This window comes from Aeromicrobium sp. YIM 150415, from assembly GCF_016918125.1.
Classification (GTDB): Bacteria; Actinomycetota; Actinomycetes; order Propionibacteriales; family Nocardioidaceae; genus Aeromicrobium; species Aeromicrobium piscarium.
Map to the genome: position 1 here is coordinate 274,044 of NZ_JAERWM010000011.1, position 22,918 is coordinate 296,961.

20 protein-coding genes and 1 tRNA gene are annotated in these 22,918 nt (G+C 65.1%); 12 read left to right on the forward strand and 9 right to left on the reverse strand.

From position 1 onward, the window contains the following. Window positions 1-3 precede the first annotated feature (3 nt). On the forward strand, window positions 4-1,023 hold the full coding sequence (locus tag JL108_RS08860) for an inorganic phosphate transporter (protein WP_185973241.1): 1,020 nt from the start codon (window positions 4-6) through the stop codon (window positions 1,021-1,023). 126 nt (window positions 1,024-1,149) lie between these two features. Here the strand turns inward: JL108_RS08860 and JL108_RS08865 are convergent, their stop codons facing one another. From JL108_RS08865 to JL108_RS08875, 3 genes are read right to left on the reverse strand one after another with little or no spacing between them, the layout of a single operon-like run. Continuing rightward, complete coding sequence (locus JL108_RS08865) at window positions 1,150-1,701, reverse strand: PepSY domain-containing protein (protein ID WP_205197947.1); 552 nt, start codon at window positions 1,699-1,701, stop codon at window positions 1,150-1,152. A 56-nt stretch (window positions 1,702-1,757) separates the two neighbouring features. Continuing rightward, window positions 1,758-3,038, reverse strand: coding sequence for a D-arabinono-1,4-lactone oxidase (locus JL108_RS08870; RefSeq protein WP_205197948.1), 1,281 nt, complete (start codon window positions 3,036-3,038; stop codon window positions 1,758-1,760). Next, window positions 3,035-4,195 (reverse strand): amino acid deaminase/aldolase, encoded by a 1,161-nt coding sequence (locus tag JL108_RS08875; protein WP_205197949.1) that lies wholly within the window; start codon window positions 4,193-4,195, stop codon window positions 3,035-3,037. The genes JL108_RS08870 and JL108_RS08875 overlap by 4 nt, the downstream gene beginning before the upstream one ends. 92 nt (window positions 4,196-4,287) lie before the next feature. On the opposite strand from JL108_RS08875, the gene JL108_RS08880 reads away from it, so the two are divergent. Next, a tRNA-Thr gene (locus tag JL108_RS08880) sits at window positions 4,288-4,360 on the forward strand. 51 nt (window positions 4,361-4,411) lie between these two features. Here the strand turns inward: JL108_RS08880 and JL108_RS20600 are convergent. Both JL108_RS20600 and JL108_RS08885 read right to left on the reverse strand, forming a co-directional pair. Next, complete coding sequence (locus tag JL108_RS20600) at window positions 4,412-5,113, reverse strand: IS3 family transposase (protein WP_374190846.1); 702 nt, start codon at window positions 5,111-5,113, stop codon at window positions 4,412-4,414. 83 nt (window positions 5,114-5,196) lie between these two features. Continuing rightward, complete coding sequence (locus JL108_RS08885) at window positions 5,197-5,565, reverse strand: transposase (RefSeq protein ID WP_205197950.1); 369 nt, start codon at window positions 5,563-5,565, stop codon at window positions 5,197-5,199. Between the two features lie 306 nt (window positions 5,566-5,871). On the opposite strand from JL108_RS08885, the gene JL108_RS08890 reads away from it, so the two are divergent. The 7 genes from JL108_RS08890 (at window position 5,872) to JL108_RS08920 (ending at window position 12,733) form a co-directional block, all read left to right on the forward strand. After that, window positions 5,872-6,954, forward strand: a complete 1,083-nt coding sequence (locus JL108_RS08890) for a nitronate monooxygenase family protein (RefSeq protein ID WP_205197951.1) — start codon at window positions 5,872-5,874, stop codon at window positions 6,952-6,954. Between the two features lie 104 nt (window positions 6,955-7,058). Continuing rightward, on the forward strand, window positions 7,059-8,231 hold the full coding sequence (locus tag JL108_RS08895) for a hypothetical protein (RefSeq protein WP_205197952.1): 1,173 nt from the start codon (window positions 7,059-7,061) through the stop codon (window positions 8,229-8,231). Continuing rightward, entirely contained in the window at window positions 8,228-9,424 is a 1,197-nt protein-coding gene (locus tag JL108_RS08900; RefSeq protein WP_205197953.1) for an acyl-CoA dehydrogenase family protein, read from the forward strand. Before JL108_RS08895 ends, JL108_RS08900 begins: the two co-directional genes overlap by 4 nt. Before the next feature lie 85 nt (window positions 9,425-9,509). Then, window positions 9,510-10,823, forward strand: a complete 1,314-nt coding sequence (locus JL108_RS08905; RefSeq protein ID WP_205197954.1) for a Rieske 2Fe-2S domain-containing protein — start codon at window positions 9,510-9,512, stop codon at window positions 10,821-10,823. Continuing rightward, window positions 10,820-11,122, forward strand: a complete 303-nt coding sequence (locus JL108_RS08910) for a hypothetical protein (RefSeq protein WP_205197955.1) — start codon at window positions 10,820-10,822, stop codon at window positions 11,120-11,122. The genes JL108_RS08905 and JL108_RS08910 overlap by 4 nt, the downstream gene beginning before the upstream one ends. A 1-nt stretch (window position 11,123) precedes the next feature. Next, on the forward strand, window positions 11,124-11,447 hold the full coding sequence (gene fdxA / locus JL108_RS08915; protein ID WP_205197956.1) for a ferredoxin: 324 nt from the start codon (window positions 11,124-11,126) through the stop codon (window positions 11,445-11,447). A gap of 29 nt (window positions 11,448-11,476) precedes the next feature. Beyond that, window positions 11,477-12,733, forward strand: coding sequence for an FAD-dependent oxidoreductase (locus tag JL108_RS08920; RefSeq protein WP_307837231.1), 1,257 nt, complete (start codon window positions 11,477-11,479; stop codon window positions 12,731-12,733). A gap of 15 nt (window positions 12,734-12,748) precedes the next feature. On the opposite strand, the gene JL108_RS08925 is transcribed toward JL108_RS08920, so the two are convergent. After that, window positions 12,749-14,215: an aldehyde dehydrogenase gene (locus JL108_RS08925; protein WP_205197958.1), complete on the reverse strand. Its 1,467-nt coding sequence runs from the start codon at window positions 14,213-14,215 to the stop codon at window positions 12,749-12,751. Between the two features lie 41 nt (window positions 14,216-14,256). Continuing rightward, window positions 14,257-15,861, reverse strand: a complete 1,605-nt coding sequence (locus JL108_RS20455) for a GMC family oxidoreductase (protein ID WP_205197959.1) — start codon at window positions 15,859-15,861, stop codon at window positions 14,257-14,259. Between the two features lie 227 nt (window positions 15,862-16,088). Here JL108_RS20455 and JL108_RS08935 point away from each other — a divergent pair, with 227 nt between their 5' ends. Then, the gene (locus JL108_RS08935) at window positions 16,089-17,318 is read left to right on the forward strand and encodes a TRAP transporter substrate-binding protein (RefSeq protein ID WP_205197960.1); all 1,230 of its coding nucleotides are present in this window, start codon (window positions 16,089-16,091) and stop codon (window positions 17,316-17,318) included. Here JL108_RS08935 and JL108_RS08940 read toward each other — a convergent pair. Next, entirely contained in the window at window positions 17,306-18,556 is a 1,251-nt protein-coding gene (locus JL108_RS08940) for an MFS transporter (protein ID WP_205197961.1), read from the reverse strand. The genes JL108_RS08935 and JL108_RS08940 overlap by 13 nt on opposite strands. Before the next feature lie 93 nt (window positions 18,557-18,649). Between JL108_RS08940 and JL108_RS08945 the strand changes: the two genes are divergently transcribed. Beyond that, a complete protein-coding gene (locus JL108_RS08945; RefSeq protein WP_240190859.1) occupies window positions 18,650-19,276 on the forward strand; it encodes a GntR family transcriptional regulator in 627 nt (208 codons plus the stop codon). A 62-nt stretch (window positions 19,277-19,338) separates the two neighbouring features. Here the strand turns inward: JL108_RS08945 and JL108_RS08950 are convergent, their stop codons facing one another. Then, a complete protein-coding gene (locus tag JL108_RS08950) occupies window positions 19,339-21,543 on the reverse strand; it encodes a CoA transferase (RefSeq protein WP_205197963.1) in 2,205 nt (734 codons plus the stop codon). Between the two features lie 104 nt (window positions 21,544-21,647). On the opposite strand from JL108_RS08950, the gene JL108_RS08955 reads away from it, so the two are divergent. Continuing rightward, a complete protein-coding gene (locus tag JL108_RS08955) occupies window positions 21,648-22,916 on the forward strand; it encodes a hypothetical protein (protein ID WP_240190861.1) in 1,269 nt (422 codons plus the stop codon). The last annotated feature ends 2 nt before the right edge of the window (window positions 22,917-22,918 follow it).

Sequence of the window (22,918 nt, forward strand, 5' to 3'; positions counted from 1 at the left end):
CCGGTGGATCTCACCCTGGCGATGGTGATTACCGTCGTGGTGATCGCGCTGGTGTTCGACTACACCAACGGCTTCCACGATGCGGCCAATGCGATCGCGACCTCGGTCTCGACCCGTGCGCTCACGCCGCGTGTCGCGCTCGCGATGGCGGCCATCCTCAACTTCGTCGGCGCCTGGCTGGGCGTCGGCGTGGCGCAGACGATCCAGGAGCTGATCCAGATCGACACGGCGCCGGGTCAAGGGGAGGGCTCTGCCCATGCGCTGACGATCGTGCTCGCCGCGCTGATCGGTGCGATCACCTGGAACCTCATCACGTGGTACTTCGGCATCCCGTCGTCGTCCTCGCACGCCCTGATCGGCGGCATCGTCGGCGCGGGCATCGCCTCGGCGACGACGGTGAGCTGGGATCTGCTGATCAGCAAGGTGGCCATCCCGATGGTGCTGTCGCCCGCGGTGGGCTTCATCGGCGCCTATCTGCTCATGGTCATCATCATGTGGGTCTTCCGGAAGGCCCGACCGACGCGTGTCAATCGCGGCTTCCGCCTCGCGCAGACCGTCTCGGCGGCCGGCATGGCGCTGGGTCACGGACTCCAGGACGCGCAGAAGACGATGGGCATCATCGTGCTCGCGCTGGTGGCCGGCGGACTGCATGACGGCAATGACGTGCCGTTCTGGGTGATCGTCGCGGCCGCCTCGGCGATCGCGGCCGGCACCTACTCGGGTGGCTGGCGGATCATGCGTACCCTCGGCCGGCGCATCATCGAGCTCGATCCGCCGAAGGGCTTCGCCGCCGAGGCGACCGCGGCATCGGTGCTCTATGTGATGGCGATCGGCCTGCACGCGCCCGTCTCGACGACCCACACGATCACCTCGGCGATCATGGGCGCGGGGGCGACGCAGCGGTTCAGCGCGGTGCGCTGGGGCGTGGCGCAGGGCATCGTGGTGGCCTGGGTCGTCACCATCCCCGCCGCGGCCACCGTCGCCGCGCTCTTCTACTTCGTCGCCCGCATCTTCCTCCCCTGACCCGGGGCGGTGACCTACGCACCTCTCGCCGACCGGGGCGGTGACTTACACACCCCTCGTCGCGAGTGAGAGGTGTGTAATCCACCGCGCCCCGATGGGAGAGGTGTGTAGATCACTGCTCCCGGGTCAGTCCTGGCGGCTGTCGATGACGGCGAACTGGTCGTCGAGCCAGACATCCCAGTCGATGCCGTCCTCGGTCACGACCTCGACCTCGTAGGCGGCCGTTGCGTCGCCGATCCGGTCGTCGCTGGCCTCGACATCGTGCACCGTGCCCGGCACCTCGGCCCGAGCGGCCTCGGCCGCCTTGGTCCGCTCGTCCTCGCTCAACCGCCGGTCATCGGCCTCGGGCCCGCTGTCGTCCCGGTCGTCGTCACTGTCGATGACGGTGAAGTCCTGGTCGAGCTTGACGTCGACCTCGCTGCCGTCGGGGCGCGTGACCTCGACCTCGTAGGCCTCGACATCGTCGTCGTCCCCGCGTTCGGCATCGGTCACCTCGCCCTTGCCGACATGTTCGAGGGCCGCCTCACCGGCCCGGTCGCGGTCGCCGCCACGCAGGTTGTCGTTGCCCGCGACGCCGGCGATCGCGGCGCCGCCGGCTCCGAGCACGAGCACCGCGGCGATCCCGCCCACGACGACGGTCTTCTTCTTGTTCCCTGAGAGCGTGTCCTTGATGTTCATGGCCCCAGCCTCACTCGCGTGCGCTGAAGCCCGGCTGAACGTCGCTGAAAGGACGTTCAGCCCAGGACGCGGGCGAGATACGGATTCATGAAGCGTCCCTCGGGATCGGCCTGCTCCCGGACGGCGAGGAAGTCCTCGAAGCGCGGATACACCTGGGCGAGGTAGGCGGCGTCGAGGCTGTGCAGCTTGCCCCAGTGCGGCCGCCCCTCGTGGGCGACGAAGATGTCCTGCGCGGCGGCGAAGTAGGAGGCGTAGTCGCTGCGGTGATACTGGTGCACCGCGACGTAGACGGTGTCGCGCTGGTACCCCGTCGACATCCAGATATCGTCGCCGCCGGAGAACCGCACCTCGATCGGGAAGCCGATGAACTGCTCGCGCCGCTCGAACCAGCGCTGCAACTCCGCGATCACCTGTCGCGCCGCCTCGCGCGGCATCGCGAACTCCGATTCGCGGAAACGCACTGTGCGCGGCGACACGAACACGTCGTAGGAGTGATCGGTGTATTCGCGGGCGCCGAGCGTGGAGCCCGAGATCGCATTCAGTCGGGGGATGAGCGCCGGCTTGGCAGCCGCGATCCGGTTGATGCGCTCGTAGACCGTGTTGGACAGGAACTCGTCGTCGAGCCAGTGCTTCCAGCGCGAGAGCGGAGCACGGAGCGTGCCGTCCCCGACCCGGTTGTTGCGCTTGGTGAGCGCCTTCTCGGTATGCGGGAACCAGTAGAACTCGAAATGGTCGTTGTCGTCGACGAGATCGTCGAGATCGGCGAGGACCGTCGAGAGCGTCATCGGCTCCTCGCGAGCGTTCAGCAGGAACGCGGGCACGCACTGGAGGGTCACCTCCGTGACGATGCCCAGCGCACCGAGCCCCACGCGAGCGGCGTCGAACCACGGGTGCCCTTCATCGACCTCGACCACCGAGCCGTCGCCGGTCACCAGCTGCAGTGCCACGACGGCCTTGGCGATGCCGAACAGGCGCCCGCCCGTGCCGTGTGTCCCGGTGGAGATGGCCCCGGCGACCGACTGCGGATCGACATCGCCGAGATTCGGCAGGGCGAGACCTCGCCGCTGCAGCTGCGGATTGAGGTCGTGCAGCGAGATCCCGGCCTGCACTCGCACCCGTCGGGTCGCCGGATCGTAGGAGAGCACCCGGTTCAGCCGGTCGAGTCGCAACTGCGCGCCGTCGGTCACCGCGATATCGGTGAAGGAGTGGCCGGCGCCGACGGCCTTGATCGACGTGTGCTCCCGCACGAGCGCGGCGACCTCGTCCGTGGTGCCGGGAGTCGCGATGAGGGCGGGGGAGGCGGTCACGTTGCCGCCCCAATTGGTCCAGGTGGTCATCGGAAGTTCTTGCCCTCGCCGCGGTAGGTGGGCGTGCGGACGACCTGTCCCCCGGAGGTGACGACGGCGACCTCGTCGAATCGCTCGCACATCTCTCCGGCCTTGGCATGCCGGAAGACGACCCGGTCCCCGACCGACAGCGAGCGCGCCGCGCGGCCCTCCACGGGCGTCTGGACCTCGCCCGCCCCCTCGGAGTGCAGCAGCGAGAGGCCCTCGGGCCACACGGGCCGTGGCGCGCGTGTGGGGCCGGTCTGGCCCGAGGCGATGTAGCCACCGCTGAAACAGGTCGCGATCTCCCGAGCGGGCTTGCGCACGACCGACAACGCGAAGAAGGCCGCCGGGCGCGGGGTGAACGCGCGATAGTGGTCGAACAGCGTCGGCGTGAACAGTCCGGACCCGGCGGTCAGCTCGGTGACGACCGGATCGCGGCCCGTGACGTGCAGGCTGCCGGTCCCTCCGCCGTTCACGAGGCCGACGCTGGTGATGGCGCGTACCGCCTTGACGATCTTCTTGCGACGACGGCGCAGTTCGGCATCCGAGCGCCGCTTGACGATCCGTACGGCGAGGGAGGTATCGGGCAGGCCGGCGATCTGCGCGTCGTAGAACATCAACCCGGCGAAGGTGAAGCCAGGGCGATCGACGATCGCCTGGGCGAGCCGGCGCACCTGCCGCTTGGTGTGGACAGGGGAGCGCCTGACTCCCAGATGGGCGCCACCGATCCGCCAGGAGGCGTCGACATCGATGGCGACCCGGACGGCCGGATGTTCGCGCCCGAGCACGTGGTCGATGTACTCGAGGTGATCGACCGAGTCGACCATGAGGGTGATCGAGGTGAGCCGGTAGTCCTTGGCGGCGAGCTCGAGCAGGGCGTGACGGTCGACCGTGGGATAGGCCAGCAGGATGTCGTCGACACCCTGATCGGCCCACCAGAGCGACTCGGCCAGTGAGTAGGTCATCAGTCCGCTGATGCCCTCGAGGGTCAGGGCGTTCTTGATGATCGACCGCACGCGTACCGACTTGGTGGCGAGGCGGATGGGGCGACCGCCGGCTCGCGCGATGAGATCGTGCGCGTTGGCCCACAGCGCCTCCTCGTCGACGATCGCATAGGGCGTGTCGAGGGCGGCGGTGGCGGCCAGCAGCCGTTCATAGTCGGGCATCGATCCAGTATCGCCCAGATCACAGGCCACGCGTGGGAGGCGGCACCAGTGGTGCTCCCCTGCTCGGGGCGTGCCCTACGATGGTCGCGCACGCCCCTGTAGCTCAGTTGGTAGAGCGCCTTACTTGTAATAAGGATGTCGCGGGTTCGAATCCTGTCGGGGGCTCCGTTTGATGGCGCAGGACATGGGAAACTCCTGAACCCGCGGTTTGTGGGTTCAGGAGTTTCTTATTTGGGTGAAGGTCGGCCGGTTCCCTGGCAACGCCGGGTGGGGTCGAGGGTCAGTTCGCGGAGGAGTTCTGCGGTGGCCGCGTTGATGATGCGGATGTTCAGGTCCTGGACGAGGGCGTCTGCCCCGGTTTCCCGGACAGTTCTTTTGTGGTGATCGTGCCGCCTGGGTAGCGGTGTTGTGAAGGGCTTCGAACTCCGCCGGGGAGAGGTTCCGTATGGAGGTGTGTCGTCGGCAGGGGTTGTACCAGCCCTCGATCCATTCGAAGATTGCCGTGGCAAGCTCGGTACGACTGACCCAGTCGTGGCGGTCCAGCAACTCGCGCGTTGCATGGTCGACCAGAACGACTCGATGACCGCGTTGTCCACGCTGGAGGCGACGCGACCCATCGATCCGAGTAACCCTGTGGAACGGAGCGATGGCCGAAGACCCAGGATGTGTCCTGGGCTCCGCGGTCGGCGTGGACGATCGTTCCTGGTTCGGGACGACGTTGCCAGCGAGCCATCTCCAGGGCATCGACGACCAGCTCGGAGCGAATAATGGTCCGCGATTGACCAGCCTACGATCCGCCGCACGCTGGTGGCACACGTCCTGGATTCTGGCCTCGCGCATCAACCGAGCAACGCGTTTGCGGCCCAATCGCAGGCCCATCTCGAGCTGCAACTCGGCATGAACTCCCACGGGACTCATAGTGCACTTGCCGGGTCGACTCAGTCAGCACGACATCGGCCTTCGCTCGCGCTGATGGCGGGCGTTTGAGCCGGTCGTAGTAATCAGACGTCGAGACTTCCAGGACCCGGCAAGTCACCGCGGCGGGGAACCCGTCGTCGGCAAGCTTGTGGACGAGCCGGAACCCCATTCTTGGGGAGGGTGTTCTCCCGGGCGAAGTAGGCGCTGGCGTGTTTGAGGATCTCGTTCTCCATCTCCAGCACTCGGTTCTTGCGGCGCAGTTCGACCAGCTCACGCTTCTCCACGCTGGTCAGGCCCTCCTTCGCACCGGAATCGACCGCGGCCTGATCCATCCAGCGGCGCAGGTACGACTCACTGATCCCTAGATTCCTCGCGACCCGGGCCACCGATTCACCGGCCTCGACCAGATCCAGGGCACGACGCCGGAACTCCGGCGGCTTCGCTGCAGGCATATTCAGACTCCTATCCGACACGATCATCGCCTCCACTCCGACTCGTGGTCCCCTGACCCAGGTCACCATCCGGACCGCTCGCTCAACGCAGCTCGACCGGGTACCTCTTCGACGTTCTTCCTGTGGGCGAAAACAGCCTCGGATGTCTTCGGACTCCGTTTCCGTGGGATTACGTGGACAGATCCCCCTGTCGGCTTGCAGCGTCGGCCAGCAGGTGGTGGCGACCGTCACATTTCTGCTACCCTCTGTCTTATAGAGTATTAATTACATCTGACGTGCGATAGGACATCACCCTCAGAGGTCGAGATGAATCTGATTGAGCCAACACTCGCAACGAAGTGGACCCGTCTAGTTGGCGTTCACCATCCGGTTTTGCAAGATGGTATGGGTGGGGGGGTACTCGGTACTGGGCGCCTTGCTGCGGCGGTGAGCAATACTGGCGCGCTCGGAAGCCTGAGTACGCCTGGGCTGAGCGAGGATCCTGTCGTTCTCCGGCGCGCGATGCGCGCGCAGGTTGAACTGGTGCTGAGCCAGACGGACCGTCCTGTCGCGGTGAACTGTCCCGTGGGTACCACGGTGGAGGGCGGTGAGCGACCCGGCGCCAAGGTCGTTCTGGACGTCATCTTCGAGATCCGGAGATCTGATCCGGCGGCTGAGCGTCAACTCCGAGTCCTGACGACGTCGGCGGGTCTTCCCTCCCCTGATCTCGTGAAGCGGGCGCATGACGAGGGAATGGTTCATCAACACAAGGTGGGCGCTCCTCGGCACGCCGAGAAAGCGGTGGCGAACGGTGTCGATGCGATCATCGCCTCTGGCCATGAGATGGGCGGCCACACGCTCAAGACTCCGATCAGCACGATGGTGCTCGCTCCGGAGGTCCTTTGTCGTGTGGACGTGCCCGTCGTGGTGTCGGGAGGGCTCAAAGACGGCGCCGGACTGGCGGCGGTCCTCGCCATGGGAGCGGCGGCCGGAGGAATGGGAACGCGCTTCCTCACCTCCGTGGAGAACGACTGGCATGAGCGGTACATCGACCAGGTCGTCAAGTCCAGCGTGGAAGATTCCATCCTGATGCCCGGCGTCTACGGTCCGTGCCGGTACCTCAAGGGCAAGGCGACCGACGAACTCACCAGGCTGATCGAGGACGGCGCTCTCACCGAGGTCGAACTTATGGACTGGAAGGCCGAGCGCGCGCGTATCGCGCAGCGTGACGGCGAGGTGGAGAACGGTCTCACCGCAGCCGGAATGGTTGCGGGCTTCATCGACGAGCGTCTGCCAACTCGAACGATCATCGAGCGCATGGTCGCCGAGGCCGGGCAGCTGATGAGCAACGCTACTTCTCTTCTGGTCTCAAAGACCGGCGGCACTTTTTCAACTACGGAGGCGCAATGAAAACTTCCATCAGGACCGTCATCGCCGGAGCATCGCTAGGCCTTGTGCTAGCCGGCTGCGGAAGCGGTGCGAACGAGCGATCCGGTGACGAGGTGAGTGTGGGAGTGGGCGCATCGAAGGAGGACTACATCGATGCCCTTGCGGAGATGGATCCGGTTGAGCTGACGATGCAGCTTCTCGTCAGCGCCGACGCCGACTATGCCAAGTCGGCGGTCGATTGGGCGGAGGCGGTTGAAGAATGGTCGGGTGGCAAGATCACCTTCAAGATCGCCTACAGCGGATCGATCGCCGATGCCACAACGATGGAAGACGCCCTGAACGAGGGCCTGGTCGACGTCGGCCAGCATCAGATCCAGTACAAACCGGAGGAGTTCGCCGTCGGCAACTACTTCGGAGGCGCCACCTTCCTCTACGAGTCCTCACCGGTTGTGGGCACCATGCAGATGGTCGGCGCGATGGGTCAGATCTGGAGCGAGCAGGACGCGCTGGTCGAGGAGAACGAGCGCAACGGCCTGAAGCCGCTGATCCCGGCGACGGCGACGGGGCCCTCGGCGTTCCTCTGCACCGAAGGCAACGCGGTCAGCACGCTCGACGATTTCGACGGCCGGCAGGTTCGGGCGTCGGCGACCGAGCGGGCGGCGCTCCTCAAGGAGCTGGGCGCGGTTCCGGTGGACATTCCAGGTTCGGAGCTGTTCGATGCGATGCAACGAGGGACCGTCGAATGCGCCGACATGGGGCTGACCGCGGCGCAGGTGTACGGCTTGCTCGATGTGGGCAAGAACTGGGCTTTCGATTCTCGGGTTTCCGCATCCGCCAACCCGAGTGGGTTCGATATGAGCCTCGCGGCATGGGAGGACCTGCCTCTCGCTGCCCAGCAGCTCTTGTGGGACAGGCTGGACGTCTTCGTCGAGTCCTTCTTGCGCAACGGAGTCTTCGCCTCGAACGCCAAGGTCATCGACGTGGCGATCGAGAAGGGCATCACGTTCAACGACTACGACGATGAAGTCGTCGCGACGATCGATTCCTTCTTCGATGACCAGTTGAGCCATCTGGCCGACTCGGCACCCGAGGGCGTCGACGGGGAAGCCGCGACGACCGCGGTGACCGACGCCTTCGAAGGGTGGTACGACCTGGTCACCAATGAGCTCGGATACGACCAGGAAGTGGGTTGGCAGGACTTCGACTCGGCGTGGCTGGAAGCCAACGAGATCGATCTCGAGCCGTTCGTTTCCGAGTACGTGGACGTCGTGCTCGCTCCCCATCGTCCGGGTGCGTGATCACCCGTGTGCGCTGTGTGTCAAGGAGGGATTGCCTGATGGCAAGCAATATTCGTGGCGAGTCGATCTTCACCGGTGACGAGGAGCTGTTCCGGCAAACGGTGCGGAGCTTCATGGACCGTGAGATCGACGCCAAGATCGATATGTATGAGTCCGGTGACCTGCCCATTCGGCACCTCTGGGAAGTCGGCACGAAGGCGGGCGTCATCGGCTCGCGAGTCCCCCAAGAGCATGGCGGGATCGGCGGCACCGAGATTCTCAACTTCATCATGAGCTGGGAACTCGGCAGATCACTCGGCTATGGGACGGTTGGCACCTGCTTCTGCACGGACAACGCGACGAACCTGCTTGCTCTGGGAGGGACGGACGAGCTGAAAGCCGAGCTCTTCCCGAGGATCTTGACCGGCGCTATCCAGGCACTCGGCTTCACGGAGCCGGATGCCGGGACGAACTCGGCCGCGATCCGGACGACTGCCCGTCGCGACGGCGAGGACTGGGTGTTACGGGGCAACAAGATGTACATCTCGATGGGAGACCAGGCCGATGTGATCTATGTCGTCGCTCGGACGGACCCCAACCGCGCGATGAGCCGCGCCGGCCTCAGCATCTTCGCGGTTGATGGCGATGCCGAGGGACTCTCTCGGGGAAGGGTCGACATGGTGGGCCTTCCGGTCCATGGTCTCGGCGAACTGGCGTTCGACGACGTGCGTGTTCCCGCCTACCGGATGCTTGGAGCCGAGGGGGAGGGAGCGAGACTGCTTTCGTCGATGATGGCGATCGATCGCGTGCAGACAGCGGCCCGGTCTCTGGGGCAAGCCGAACTGGCGCTGGACCTCGCCATCGACTATTCGAAGGAGCGCCTGGTCGAGGGCAACCGTCCCCTTTTCGATTTCCAGAACACCAAGATCCGTCTCGCCGAGATGGCGGTGCAGTTGCGGGCAGCGCGCGCTCTCATCAAGCAGAACATTGATGCCGCCCGGGGCGATGCTCTGGATCGCACCGCCGCCGCGGCCGGCAAGGTCTTCATCACCGACGTGAGCGCGCGAGTCGTGGACGGAGCCGTGCAGATCTTCGGTGCCGCGGGGCTCGCCGACGAGATGCCGATCTCGCGAATCTATGCCAGCAATCGACAGTTCAGGATTCTCGCCGGCACCTCGGAACTGCTCAAGTTGTCGGTCGCCGCGAAGCTCTGACCGAACACCAGACGTGCGTGACGAATAGGCACGCGGACTTCGCACCACCGCAGTCGTCGGTGGCGATACACAGAAAGGACTCGGAATGCTCACTCAGGAAGAGAACAACGCTGTCACCCAGGTTGAGGGCGATGCGTCCATGGCCCAGCTCATGGAGCGTTACTGGTTGCCGGCGACGCGCAGTGCCGAGTTGGAGGCCGACGGCGCGCCGCAACGGATCCGGTTGCTCGGTCGGAACCTGGTGGCTTTCCGGAATACGGAAGGCGAGGTCGGCGTCCTCGACGAACACTGCCCGCACCGTGGCGCGTCGCTCGCCCTGGCGCGCAATGAGAACTGCACCCTGCAGTGTCTCTACCATGGCTGGAGGATCGCCCCGGACGGTGAGCTCGTTGAAACGCCGAGCGAGCCGGAGAACAGCACCTTCAAAGACAGGGTGCGCGCCAACGCCTATCCGGTGTGGGAGGCCGGAGGCCTGGTGTGGACTTACCTCGGGCCCGCTGAGCTGGAGCCGGAGAAACCTCGATTCGATTTCACCGAGCTCCCCGAAGAACAGCTGATGATCATCAAAGGGGTCGAGTACTGCAACTGGCTGCAGTGCCTCGAGGGAGCGGTGGACTCAGCGCATCTGAACTGGCTGCACACGAACATCACCCGTCCGGACTGGCTCACACATGCCTCTGACGGCCCCGATTCCGGCGGCGAGCTGCTGGCGAACCTGACGCCGGAGGCACCACGGCTGGAGGCGCAGTCACAGCCCTATGGTTTCCGGTACGGCGCGATACGCCCGGTCCCCAACGATCCCGACTCCAAGTACATTCGCGCCACGGAGTTCGTTATGCCGTTCCACTCGAACTTCCCGGGAGCGGCCGGTCATTGGGCACATCACCAGGCGTTCGTCCCGATCGACGACCACAACTGCATGTTCTTCTACATCCAGTACAAGACCGACGGCGTTCCGATCCCCGACGAAGAACGGCCGGCGATGTTGGAGTTCGCCGGTGTCGAGCTCGACAGTCTCGAGCACGGGCGCGGGGAGGCTCGGGAGCTTCCCTCCGCGGAGAACCTGTGGCTGCAGGACCGTGAGGCGATGAAGAACGGCACCAGTTTCTCCGGCCTCCGCGGGATCAACAACGAGGACTTCGTGGTGCAGGAGAGCATGAGTCCGATCTACGACAGAACCCGTGAGCACCTCGGCATGAGCGATGTCGCCGTCATCCGGCTGCGTCGCGTCCTGCTGGAGTCGCTACGAAAGCTTGCAGCCGGCGAGGCGCCGTCCGGCCTCGCCGAGCCGGTTCCCTATCCGTCGCTCCGGGGCGGAGAGGGCATCATCCCGAAGGCGACCGACTGGTGGACGGTACTCAAGGCGGAGTCCGATGAGCCCGCGGGGAAAGTATCATGACTCATCCCGCTTTTGGCCCCGCTCGTGGTGGCGCGGTCGATCCGTGGACCCCGCTCAGTAGCGTGTCGTTGGGCATTCTGATCGACAATGCTCGTGAGTGTGTCATGGTCGAGCGCCGCGCCGGTCGTGAGCCGGATGCGATCAACGTCAGCCCCGAGGTCTACGACATTCTCAGTTATATCCGTCGGGCAGAGCTCGACGCCGGGCTTCCGCTGGGATTGCTCGGTAAGCGGGTGAAGATGAATCGGGCGCTTCATCAGGAGGACGTCACGATCGAGCCGATCTCCGTGGGTGGTTGAGATGACATTCGTGATCGGAGACGGCTGCATTGACATCAAGGACAGGTCGTGTGTCACCTACTGTCCGGTCGATTGCATCTACGAAGGTGAGCGGAAGCTCTATATCCATCCGGACGAGTGCATCGACTGCGGCGCCTGCGAGTCTGCCTGCCCGCAGAACGCGATCTTTCTCGACGCGACGGTTCCCGTTGGGCAGGAGGGCCACCTTGATGCCGCGCGCGAGTTCTTCGAGCCGCTGGGCATGCCGGGTGGATCGCGCAACATAGGTCCGCAATCACGAGATGTCATTCCGGCGGAGTCCGGGCAGTCGTCTCAGACCGGATAAGGAGTCCGTTGGTGAAAGTGCCACATGTGGTGGTCGTTGGCGCGGGCCCGAGCGGGGTTTACGCCGCCGACGAGATCGTGCGCGCCCAGGGCTGGCGAGTCGATATCATCGACCGGCTTCCGACCCCGTATGGCTTGCTGCGGTACGGAGTGGCCCCCGACCACCTCAGAATGAAAAGCCTGTCACGAGCTTTGGAGCGTGTCTTCCAACATGAGGAAGTGCGCTTTCTGGGGAACGTCCAGGTGGGCCGGGACGTCACGGTGAGCGAGTTGCGCGAGCGGTACGATGCGATCGTCTATGCCGTGGGCGCTCCCGGCTACCGCCAGCTGAACATTCCCGGGGAGGGACTGGACGGTGTCCTACCCTCCACCTCGTTCGTCTCCTGGTACAGCGGCCATCCCGATGCTGTCACTCCCGTTGATCTATCGACGGTTACGTCCGTTGCCGTGCTCGGCGCGGGCAATGTGGCTCTCGATGTGGCGCGGGTGCTGGCGAAGTCGGCCTCCGAACTCAGTCATACGGACATCCCGTCGGGCGTCCTGGAGCGGCTCGAGACCAGTCGGGTGGAGGATATCCATGTCTTCGCCCGACGCGGTCCGGCTGATGTCAAGTTCACCTTCAAGGAGTTGGCGGAGTTCGGCGAATTGCTGAACGCCGGGGTCGTCGTTCACGCCGATCCCGAGGAGTTGGGGGACGAACCGGGACAGGCGCCAGCGGGTTCCACGGTTCTCGACCTTTTCCGGCAGTGGAAGCACCAGGCGGAGGTCAAGCGTGCCCGCACCGTGCATTTTCACTTCGGGTTGACGCCGACTGCGATCCAGGGTGACGAGCGAGTGCGGTCGGTGAGTTTCACGGACACGCTCACCGGCGAGGCCCGGTCGTTCTCCGCCGATCTGGCGCTGGTTGCGGTCGGGAGTCTCGGGCGTTCCCTCGATGACGTTCCCTTCGACTCGGAGAGCGGGGTCATCCCGCATACCGAGGGCCGTGTTCACTCCCCCGACAGGCACGGCCGAGAGTATGTCGTCGGGTGGATCAAACGGGGACCGTCCGGCGTGATCGGCGTCAATCGGGCGGATGCCGCGGCGACGGTCGCCACGCTGGTCGCCGATCTTGAATCGGTCACCCCTCAGGCGCGCCCACTGACTGGTGAGGATCTTCCGGAGATGATCGAGTGGTCCAACTGGCTGGACATCGACGCGGCGGAGGTCGACGCCGGGACTACGCGTGAGGCCGCCAGGGTGAAGCTCAGCAGTTGGCAGGACCTCCTGAAGGCCGCCCGTCGGTGACGAGACACGGGATGTTCAGGCGATCGACACTGTCTTGTAGCGAACGAACTCGTCGATACCGACCCGACCTCCTTGTTTCCCGTATCCGCTGAGTCCCAGGCCGCCGTAAGGCGTGTAGGGGTTGATTGTCGTCGCGCCGTTGACGTACACGCCTCCGGCCCGGAGTCTTTCGGCGACACGGTGGACCCGCTGGAGATCGTTCGACTCGATGTATGCGGCGAGACCGTAGTCGGTGTCATTGGCAAGCTTGATCGCCTCATCCTCGTCGGTGAAGCGGAACACCAACAGAACGGGGCCGAAGACTTCCGTCTGCGCGATCTCATGGGAAGGGTCGGTGACGATCAGCACCGTCGGCTCGACGAAGTTCTTGCCGCCCAGCTGACCGGCCGGAGCGTTTCCGCCTTGGACGACCTGCCCTGCGCCATCGCTGACGGCCTGGTCGATCATCGCCAGGATTCGTCGCTGTGCCGCGGCGTTGATGACCGGCCCCATCTGGACGTCATCGGAGAGCGGATCGCCCATCGTGTAGGCACGCGCGGCATCGCAGACTTTGGCGACCAGTTCGTCATGGAGATCTTCGTGAATCACGAGCCGGGTCGGGACAGCGCAAGCCTGGCCCGACATCTTCCCGAAGGCGGAGAAGGCCGCCCGCTGAGCGACGGCGTCGAGGTCGTCGCAATCGGGGAACACCAGGCCCGCGGACTTTCCTCCGAGTTCCATCACCGATGGTGTGAAGCTCTCGGCGCAGGCGGCGAGGATCTTGCGCGCCGTGGTCGGGCCGCCGACGAAGCTGATCTTGTCGACCCTCGGATGGCGCACCAGCGCGTCGCCGGCCTCGGCGCCGCCTGGCAACACGCTGATCACTCCGGCGGGAATACCGGCCTGGTCGGCGAGATCCGCGTAGAGCTCAGCCGAGAACGGCGTCAACTCCGAGGGCTTGACGACGACACAGTTGCCGGCGGCGAGTGGAGCCGGAACTGACATCCCGAGCGATACCAGCGGTCCGTTCCACGTGAGAATCACGCCGATGACGCCGTAGGGCTCAGGGGCGGTATAGGAGAAACTGTTCCGGGTTCCGTAGGTGGCGAGCAGGTCGCCATCGATCTTGTCGCACCATCCGGCGTAGTAGGCGGTCCATTCGGCGGCGAGATCAGCGCTGCCGCGCCCCATCGTGATCGGCATCCCGTTGTCGAGCGCGCCGAGGCGCCCGAACTCCTCGCGATGATTCCGGATAAGCTCAGCATGTCGCAACAGGACTTCCCGGCGCTGCTCAGGTCGCCATGAACGCCATTCATCCGCGACGGCCAGCGCAGCCTCGACCGCCTGGTCGACCTCCTCCCGACCGGCTAGGGGGACATCGCCTTGGAAGGTTCCGTCGTAAGGATTGATGTGCCGGTGGTATCCACCGGACCCGGCGGCGAGCTTGTCGCCACCCACTCGCAAGACAGGCGCCGGAAGCTCCTTGAGCAGTTCGGTTGCCATAGCGGATCCCTTTCGTCGATATGTCTCTCCTCGGGCATACGTCAGTCACCCTGGAGGATGCGTCCGGAGGCGATCAGCGCCAAGGCCATGGTGGGCGCATTGATATTGCCCGAGGTGATGTGGGGAAAGACCGAGGCGTCGATGACGCGGAGGTTCTCAGTGCCGCGCACCCGCAGGTTGGCGTCCACGACATCGTCATCGTCCGGCCCCATGGCCGCCGTGCCCACGGTGTGATAGCCGCTGTTGCCGAAGTTGATCGCGTGGTGCGCAAGCGCCTCGTCGGACGATAGGTCGAGATCGACCGGTTTGGTGAGTCTGGCGACATACTGACCGAACTCGGGGTGTTCGGCGATTCCGCGCGCGCGCCGCGCCCCATGAGCGAGAACCTCGCGGTCGTGTTCCGTGGCGAGGAAGTTCGGGGCGATGGCAGCGACATCGCCAGCGCGGGCGCCGGTCGAATGGATGCTCCCGCGACTGGTTGGACGTAAAGGCAGCATCGACAACATCGCGCCAGGTTCTTTTTCCGGCTGCGCGCGCTTCGGGCCGAGCCGTGATCCGTCGATCGAGACCGGTGTGAAAACGATCTGCGCATCGGGCCGGGTCGCGTCGGGGTGCGCCGCGAACGCTCCGATGACGTTGAAGCCGCCATAGGACATGATGCCGTTGCGCTCGACGAGATAGCGCGCGCCGGTCAGGTAACGACGGATCTGTCCCGCGATAAGTTTGTTCTGCCCCTCGGCGCCAGTGATGCGGAATCGAAAATCCATGCCGCGGTGCTCGGTCAGCTTCTCGCCGACGTTGGGGCTCTCCACGCGTAGTGGCAGGCCCGCGGCATGGAGCACCGCTGGATGGCCGATGCCGGATCGTTCCAACAACAACGGCGTATCCAGTGTGCCTCCGCAGAGGAGGACTTCGCGTCGAGCGGAGAAGGTCCGCTCGGATCCACCGACCCGGGCGAGCACGCCGGTGGCTCGGCGATGGTCGAGAACGACCGAGTGGACCTCGGCGCCGGTGACAACGGTCAGATTCTCGCGTCGCAGCGCCGGGCGGAGGAAGGCGCGCGCGGAGCTGACGCGAAGTCCCTTCCCGATGTTGGACGGCACATAGGCGATGCGCTCATCGTCGGTGCCGTTCCAATCGTCGACGCGTCGAAGGCCATCGGCCTCGGCAGCCGCGATCAATGCCTCGCTCAGATCATCTGGCGGTGCGGCGATGGAGACGTCGACGCGACCGCCCGTACCGCGCAGCTCCGAGCCGCCGAGCTGGTGGTTCTCGAGATAGCGGAACGCGTCGAGAAACTCCCGCCACCCCCAACCGGCGTTTCCTGCGTCGACCAGCGCATCGTAGTCGGGTGCCCAGCCGCGATTCCAGATCATGCCGTTCGTGGTGGTCGAGCCACCGAGCACTCGGCCACGGTGCCAGGGCTCCGTGGCGTCAACGGCTCCGTAGGGTCCGGCGACGAAAGTCTTTGAGAATCGCGGGTTCGACATCGTGAAATAGAAGCCCTTAGGCACCAGGTTGATGGGATGGCGGTCGGTTCCGCCGGCTTCGAGGAGGAGAACGCGAGTCGAGGGATTCGTTGAGAGCTGGTGGGCCACGACGGAGCCGGCTGCTCCGGCTCCGACGACGATGTAGTCATAGGACACAGAGGAGTCCTCTCGGTTGGCGTGAGCGCGAAAATGTTGCGGTGTTCCGGATCACAAACGTAGACTATATTTTATAGTCTGTTTAATGCAAGGAAGTGTCGAAGGTAGCCGACGCATGCCGTATGCGCAGACGCATCCGCGGCATCCCGAATCTTTGGACCGACAGTGAGGAATGACAGGTGCGTTTATCCCGAATTGTTACGTTGACTCTGGCAGGGGGGCTGGCGATGGCGACTGCCGCTTGCCAGAGTTCGGGTTCCGGCGAGGAATCCGCTGGCGGGCCGAGCGTTGCCGCGGGCGCCAGCCAGGAGGACTACATCGAGGCGTTGGCGGATGCGGAGCCGATCGAGATCGTTCTCCAGATGCCCACGCCTCCCGATAACCCGTTCACTACTCCAGGTGACGAGTACGCGAAAGCCGTCGAGCAGTGGTCGGGAGGCAAGATCACCTTCGACGTCTCCTACAGCGGTGCGATCGCGGCGCTGCCGGAGATGGGCAAGGCGCTGGGTGACGGTCTCGTCGATATGGGGATTCACCGTCCTGAGTACATGCAGGACTCGTTCCCTGTCGCCACCTACTTCGGAAAGTACCTCTCGATTCACGAGGCCGACCCCATCGTCGGCAACCTGCAGCTCTTCGGCGCCTTGGGCCAGATCTGGTCTGATACGGACGCTCTGTGGGAGGAGGCTGAGGAAGTCGGCATCCGCCCACTCGTGCCCGCAACGGCGACCGGCAGCGCCGCGATGCTGTGTCGCGGTGAGCCCCTCACGTCGCTCGCGGCCGCCAAGGGCATATCGATCCGCTCTCAGACGCCCGCCGGCGCCGCGCTCATCGATCACCTCGGCGCCTCGGCGGTGAGCCTGCCTCAGAACGAACTCTATGAGGCCGCTCAACGAGGTGTGGTCGATTGCATGGAGGCGTCGTTCGGTTTGCTGTCGACTGCGGGACTGGCCGATGTCACTGACGGATGGACCGTTGACCCCACTGCTGGGCCGGCGCCTGTGACCGGCTTCGATATGAGTCTCGACAAGTGGGAGTCGCTGCCTTTGGCGGCTCAGCAGCTCTTATGGGATCGTCTCGATGTCTACTTGGAGAGTTATCTCATGGTCGGCCAGTGGGGTTCCAATGCCTTGGCCGTCGAAGATTCCAATGAAGCCGGCCTCGCCTGGGAGGACTGGGATGCTGAGGCTGCTGCTGATATCGAGGGATTCTGGGAGCAGTACCGCGAGAGCGTCGCCGATGAGGCGGTAGACGGTCGAGACGGCGAGGCCGACCTCGTCGAGGTCGAGGCCGCCCACGAGAAATGGCTCGGCATCGTTCGCGATGATCTCGGCTTCGAAGCCGAGGTGGGCTGGGGAGACTTCGACAGTTGGTATGCCGCTCACGAGGACGCGATCGACTTCAAGCCGTTGATCGAGGTCTATGTCGATGAGATTCTCATGCCTCACCGGCCATGAACCCGGAGTCTTCCGGGTCGCGAGAGATAGGCGATGAACAGCGTCAGCGCGCTGATCATCAGCATCGCGACGGTCGCCGAGGTCAGGTCAGCGACCGCGCCGTTGGCCGTGGCGGCGACCGGCCGCGAACCCAGTAACGCGACGAGGAGAAGAGCCATCACGCGGCCACGCATGTGAGCGACGGCGTGTTGTTGGGTAAGCGTCATGACAGCGGTGAGCGCAAGGCTCATGCCGGTCCCGCACACGAGGAATCCCGTGAGTGCCGCGAGTGCCGAGGGGATGGCCGCGATGCCCAAGCCAGCGCTCATGGTCACCAGGCCACAAGCCGACAATCGTTCGAGCCCGATGTGACGCGCTAGCGTCGGCACGAGTGGAAGGCCGAATGCCGAACCGATGCCGAATGACGAGGCGATCCATCCCACCATCGCGGCATCGCCACTTCTGTCGTCGACGAGCGTGGGCAGCAGGGTGAGGGCGGGGTCGGCGGCCAGGGCGGTGGCGGTTCCAGCCAGCAGGAGCAGCGACAGCGGTCGTGTTCTGCGGGCGTAGACGATACCGGCGCGCACGGAATAGTCTGCTTGCTCGTTGCGCCGCAGACCACGTCCATAGCGTTGCGCTGCGACGACGATGACGAACGCCAGGTTGCACAGAGCCGCCGTGAAGAATCCCGCGCCGGCACCGAAGTGCAAGGCGATGAAAGCGCCGAAGGCTGGGCCGGCAGACCGCGCTACGGTCATCGGAACGCTGTTGAGCGTCATGGCCGCCGGGAGTTCCTGCTCCCGGACCAGGGTGGGAATCAGCGTCTGCATCGCTGGGCCACCGATGGCGAACCCTAGGCCGATGTAGAGAGAAACGGCGAGCAGGGGCCAGGCGTCGCGTTGCGCCGGATCTGTCCACCAGATCCAAAGAGCCAGGGAACCGGTGCCCGTCGTCATGATGATCCGTCCGAGCAGCATCTGCAGAACCGCGTTCCCTTGGTCGGCGAAACGTCCGCTGATGGGGGTGATGAAGAACTGGGGGAGAAACTGCATCGAGCCGACGAGGCCGACCACCAGCGCTGAGCCCGAGATGTCGAACGCCACGATGACCGCGACGATATTGAAGATCCACATGCCCGACACGGAGGTCAGCAGCGCCCAGAAGTAGGGCCCGAATGATCGAGAGAAGGCGAGTTGGACGGCTCCGCGGGGACGATCATCGGCGGGCTCGTGGCCGGGCTTCCGATCAGGGGGTGCCATGAGTCTCCTCTGCTGCGCAATCCAGGACCGCACTGGGGCGGGTCTTGGCCGACTCGGTGGGATACGGGGGATACGATTCGGCAGGTGACTGCCATGTGGGCTACGAAGACCGATGCCGCCTACGGGATCCTCCGCGCCGAGATCCTCGATGGGACCCTCGAGCCGGGGTCGCGGATGGATCAGGAAGAGATCGCGCGGCGGTTGGGTCTGTCGACGACGCCGCTGCGCGAGGCCTTGCGCCGTCTTGAGGCAGAAGGTTTCCTGAGGCAGTTGGCGCACCGGGAGATGCGGGTTCCTCCGTTGACGCGGAAGGAAATCATCGACATCTATGACATCAGGCTGCAGCTCGACCCTTTCGCGGGTCGTCTCGGTGCTCAGCAAGCGAGTGCGGCGGTGCGCGAGCAACTCGCCGAGATGCGGGAACTGCGCACGGACGTCCCGGTAGACGAGATGATCCGTCAGCACAGGGTGGCACACCGGCTGATGTACTCGGCGGCTGACAACGTGCCGTTGACCGAGTTGCTGGATACGCTGTGGGACCGCGCGGGACGCTACCAAGTGATTGTGATGAGCGAAGTAGCCGCGACGGGTATCCGCCTTGAAGACTATCGCGCGACGGTCGATGCCTTTGTCGCGGGTAACGGTGCTGAGGTCGCCCGACTGATGAAAGCGTCTTTGAAGGAATCACGCGCGCTCTTGGCCGATCGACTGTCGGACTGAGCCATAGCGCCTAGCCGACCCGATGGCCGCCGGGTCGGTCTCACGATCTCCGGCACCATGGTCTACCAACCGGAATCGTCTCCGGCGACCGCTCGGCGAGTGATCAGCCGATCGACCTCGGCGTGGTCGAGACCAAGGCTTTCGAGGATCTCGACGGTGTGTTCACCTGGCCGCGGAACGGAGCGCTGCTCGCTCTCGTCCCGCCAGCTAGAAAGCCGGATCAGCGAGCCGAACCAACCGCCGACGCGACCGTATCGCTGGTCCTCGACCGCTGTGACGAGGCCGCTCGCGCGGGCCCCTGGGTCGTCACGCATGCCACTCCACCCGGTCTCGGACACCGCAGCGGCCCATACCTCGACGTCGGTGAGCCTGTCGAGGATCTCCACGGTCTTCTGCCCTGATATCTCGAGCGCCAGTGCCTCCGCGGTGCCCGCCGAGGCGGAGAGATCGGCGTTCTTCGGCAGGCCGAGAGCGGAGATGAAGCGGTGGCGTTGCGCCTCGGAGCGCGCGCTGACCGCGATCCAGCCGTCCTGGGTGCGCCAGATTCGCTCGGCCACTTCGAAGCCGGTCTGTTCGGGGTTCAGCGTGAAAGCGCCGCGACGTGTTCCGGCCGCGTCCTCGATGACATCGCAGAGCAGGAAGAGCGAGGTGCGCAGCAGGTCGACCTCGGTCTCTTGGGCTCGGCTCGTCTCGGCGCGTTCGTTCAGCGCGATGAGGACGCTGAGGGCGCCGAGGCCCGCTGTGCAGTAGTCGACGATCGTCGAGCGGCAGAGTTCAGGCGGGTTCTGGGGCCCGCTCGCTCGCCCGGCAAGACCGGAGAAAGACTGGAAGATGGGATCGAAGCCCGTCGCTGTGGACCGTGGACCGTGCTGCCCGTATCCGCTGGTCTGGAGGGTGACGATAGCGGGGTTCGCCTGTCGCAGGTCCGCCGGGCTGATGCCCAACCGTTGGGCCACGCCGACGCGGAAGTTGTGAGTGGCCACATCGGCGGTCGCGCTCAGCGTGCGTACTATCGCGAGCCCCTCAGGCGATTTCAGATCGGCGCGCAGACTTCGCTTTCCACGATTTGACACCAGAATGGTGCGGAAGGTACTGACCGGTCGGGGATTGGCCACCGGTTCGACCCAGATGACATCGGCGCCGAGGTCGTGCAGGATTCTCGAGGTCATGGGGCCGGCGACGAAGTTGCCGAAGTCGACGACGCGGACTCCGGACAGCGGTCCGCCCGCTGCGCGAGCGTCATCCCCGTGTTGCGTCGTGGTGTCCGCTGGACGCGCCGTGCTGTCCGTCGGACGGACCGTGAGCGGCAGCCCGACGCGCCGTCCGCCTTGGCCGGTCGGTGTGATGATCTCGGCGCATCGGACCTGGGCATCGTCCCAGCTCTCGCCCGGCTCCGTGACGAGTTCGACTCCCACCTCGGCATCGCGCAGCCGTTGGACGAGGGTCTGGCGGTCGTATCGCGCGACACCTTCGGCGATGAGGTCGTAGGGGCCGTAGTAGTTGCGCAGACCACCGTGGGGATCAGGGGCTCCCGAGTGGTCGGAGTCGATGTCGGCCTCGATGCCGAGCGCGGTGAGGAGCCGTGGAAGTGCTCCGCGGGTGCCGAGCACCAGCTGGATCCAGCGGCCGTCGGCACAGGGGAACACCATGTTCTGGACGCCGCGAGGCTGGACGAGATTGAATTTCGCGTCGGGCTTTTCCGCGTCCATCCATAGCGACGGGAAGGTGAGGGCCAACCCTTCCAGGAGGCTGGTGCGCACGGTCTGTCCGCGTCCCGATGTCCGCCGTTGCAGGATCGCCGCCCAGGCGCCGCAGAGCGCGAGGATCGCGGCGCCGTACATTCCAGGCTGCTGCCCGTGAAGAACCGGACGATCCGGATGCTGCTCGAAGGCGATGCCGGATCTCGCTTGCACCAGGAGTTCTATTGCGGGGAAGTCGGGATCTCCTGGCCACCCTCCGATGTCGACGACGATCAACGACGGGTGCGCTTCGCGGAAGGCTTCCGCGTTCCATACGCGAGACTCGCTGCCGATGATAAGGACGTCGGCGGTCGCTGCCAGCGCGTCGAGGTCGTCGACGGGCGCGGCGCGGTTCCAGGGTTCCCAGCCCTCGATGAATGGGTGGCGTTGGGTGATCGGCGCTTGAGGCTCCGGTTCTGCGCGGACGACGGTGGCTCCGAGCTCTCGGAAAGTCTTGGCGAACAGAGCTGTGGCGAGTAGGGAACCCGCGTCGATCACTGTCAACCGAGTGGCGCCTTCGATGGTCACGGGTTCCTCCAGTACTGCGGTCGTTTGCCAGATGGGGCGTGACAGTAACGTAGTATGTAAGTTATATTACATAAGAACTGCGAGGATGGAAGGGCATTGTGCGGATGCGATATGGGCTGAAGTGGCTGGCCGCGGGCGCGGCTGGATGCGTGGTGCTGGCGGCGTGCTCGGGCGGCGGTGATAGCGGCCCGAGCGGTGATGGGGTGGAGGCCGGTGCCGACCTGGAGACCTACCAGGAGGCCTTCGCCGATGTCGAGCCGGTAACACTCAGTTTCCAGCTCGCCGTTGGCTCGGAGTCGCTGGTCGCGGCGCCCGTCCAGCGGTATGCCGAGGCTGTCGAGGAATGGTCCGACGGGAAGATCGAGATCGAACTCCTCTACAGCGGCTCACGGGTGGCGCTTCAGGAGATGACCAGCGCGCTCGCGGAAGGGCTCGTCGACATGGGGCATCATGTCACCACCTACGAGGCCGACACCTATCCGGTCACCAGCCTGGGTGCTGATCTTCTCTTCCTCCAGGAGCCGACTCCGGTGGTCGGAACCCTTCAGCTCACTGCCGCGTGGGCAGAAGCCGGCGCGGTGCCCGGCCCCTTCAAGGACGAGCTGATCGAGAACGGCATCCAGCCACTCGTGCCCTTCGCGCCCAACCAGGGTTCGGGGCTGCTGTGCCGCGGTGAGCCGGTGCGCAGCCTCGACGACGCGCGGGGGAAGGTGATCCGCGCCGGGTCCGAGGGGCAGGCCGGCGAGCTGGAAGCGCTTGGCGCGACCCCGGTGACCTTACCGCTCCTTGAGGTGTACGACGGCCTTCAGCGAGGTGTCGTTGATTGTGTGATCGCTTCTTTGGCGATGGCCGAGGGCGGGGGATTCATCGAAGCGGGTGACAGCTGGACCCTGGATGACCGATTCGGTTTCTCCACCTACCCGTCGGGAGTCAGCATCGGATTGGACAGATGGGAGAGCCTGCCGCTCGTGGCACAGCAGCTGCTGTGGGATCGCCTGGACGTTTTCCTCGAGGAAACCGTGGCGAGCACCGCCGGTTTTGAGATGTTCTCCACGGCTCTGGAGACCTCGACGGCCAGTGGTGTCACGATCGAGACGGCCTCTGACGACCTCGCGCAGGCCGTCAACGGCTACTTCGACGAGGCCCGCGACCGCTATGCCGAAGCGGACCTGCCGACGGCGGATGCCGCTGACATCGTCGACGACGTTGTCGAGACTCATGAGAAATGGCTCGGCATCGTGCAGGAGCTCGGTTACGAGGACGAGGTTGGCTGGGCCGACGCCCAGACGTGGTTCGCCGAGAACGAGGTCGACCTCGAAGCCTACGTCGACCGACTGCGTTCTGAGATCCTCGACCCGAATCGTCCGGAGTGACT

Bases quoted from the DNA above. Each gene is read 5' to 3' on its own strand.
- JL108_RS08865 (WP_205197947.1), bottom strand. From the start codon at position 1,701: ATGAACATCAAGGACACGCTCTCAGGGAACAAGAAGAAGACCGTCGTC.
- JL108_RS08925 (WP_205197958.1), bottom strand. From the start codon at position 14,215: ATGGCAACCGAACTGCTCAAGGAGCTTCCGGCGCCTGTCTTGCGAGTG.
- JL108_RS08945 (WP_240190859.1), top strand. From the start codon at position 18,650: ATGTGGGCTACGAAGACCGATGCCGCCTACGGGATCCTCCGCGCCGAG.
- JL108_RS08955 (WP_240190861.1), top strand. From the start codon at position 21,648: ATGCGATATGGGCTGAAGTGGCTGGCCGCGGGCGCGGCTGGATGCGTG.
- fdxA (WP_205197956.1), top strand. From the start codon at position 11,124: ATGACATTCGTGATCGGAGACGGCTGCATTGACATCAAGGACAGGTCG.
- JL108_RS08935 (WP_205197960.1), top strand. From the start codon at position 16,089: ATGGCGACTGCCGCTTGCCAGAGTTCGGGTTCCGGCGAGGAATCCGCT.
- JL108_RS08870 (WP_205197948.1), bottom strand. From the start codon at position 3,038: ATGACCACCTGGACCAATTGGGGCGGCAACGTGACCGCCTCCCCCGCC.
- JL108_RS08885 (WP_205197950.1), bottom strand. From the start codon at position 5,565: ATGCCTGCAGCGAAGCCGCCGGAGTTCCGGCGTCGTGCCCTGGATCTG.
- JL108_RS08890 (WP_205197951.1), top strand. From the start codon at position 5,872: ATGAATCTGATTGAGCCAACACTCGCAACGAAGTGGACCCGTCTAGTT.
- JL108_RS20600 (WP_374190846.1), bottom strand. From the start codon at position 5,113: ATGAGTCCCGTGGGAGTTCATGCCGAGTTGCAGCTCGAGATGGGCCTG.
- JL108_RS08940 (WP_205197961.1), bottom strand. From the start codon at position 18,556: ATGGCACCCCCTGATCGGAAGCCCGGCCACGAGCCCGCCGATGATCGT.
- JL108_RS08910 (WP_205197955.1), top strand. From the start codon at position 10,820: ATGACTCATCCCGCTTTTGGCCCCGCTCGTGGTGGCGCGGTCGATCCG.
- JL108_RS08875 (WP_205197949.1), bottom strand. From the start codon at position 4,195: ATGCCCGACTATGAACGGCTGCTGGCCGCCACCGCCGCCCTCGACACG.
- JL108_RS08905 (WP_205197954.1), top strand. From the start codon at position 9,510: ATGCTCACTCAGGAAGAGAACAACGCTGTCACCCAGGTTGAGGGCGAT.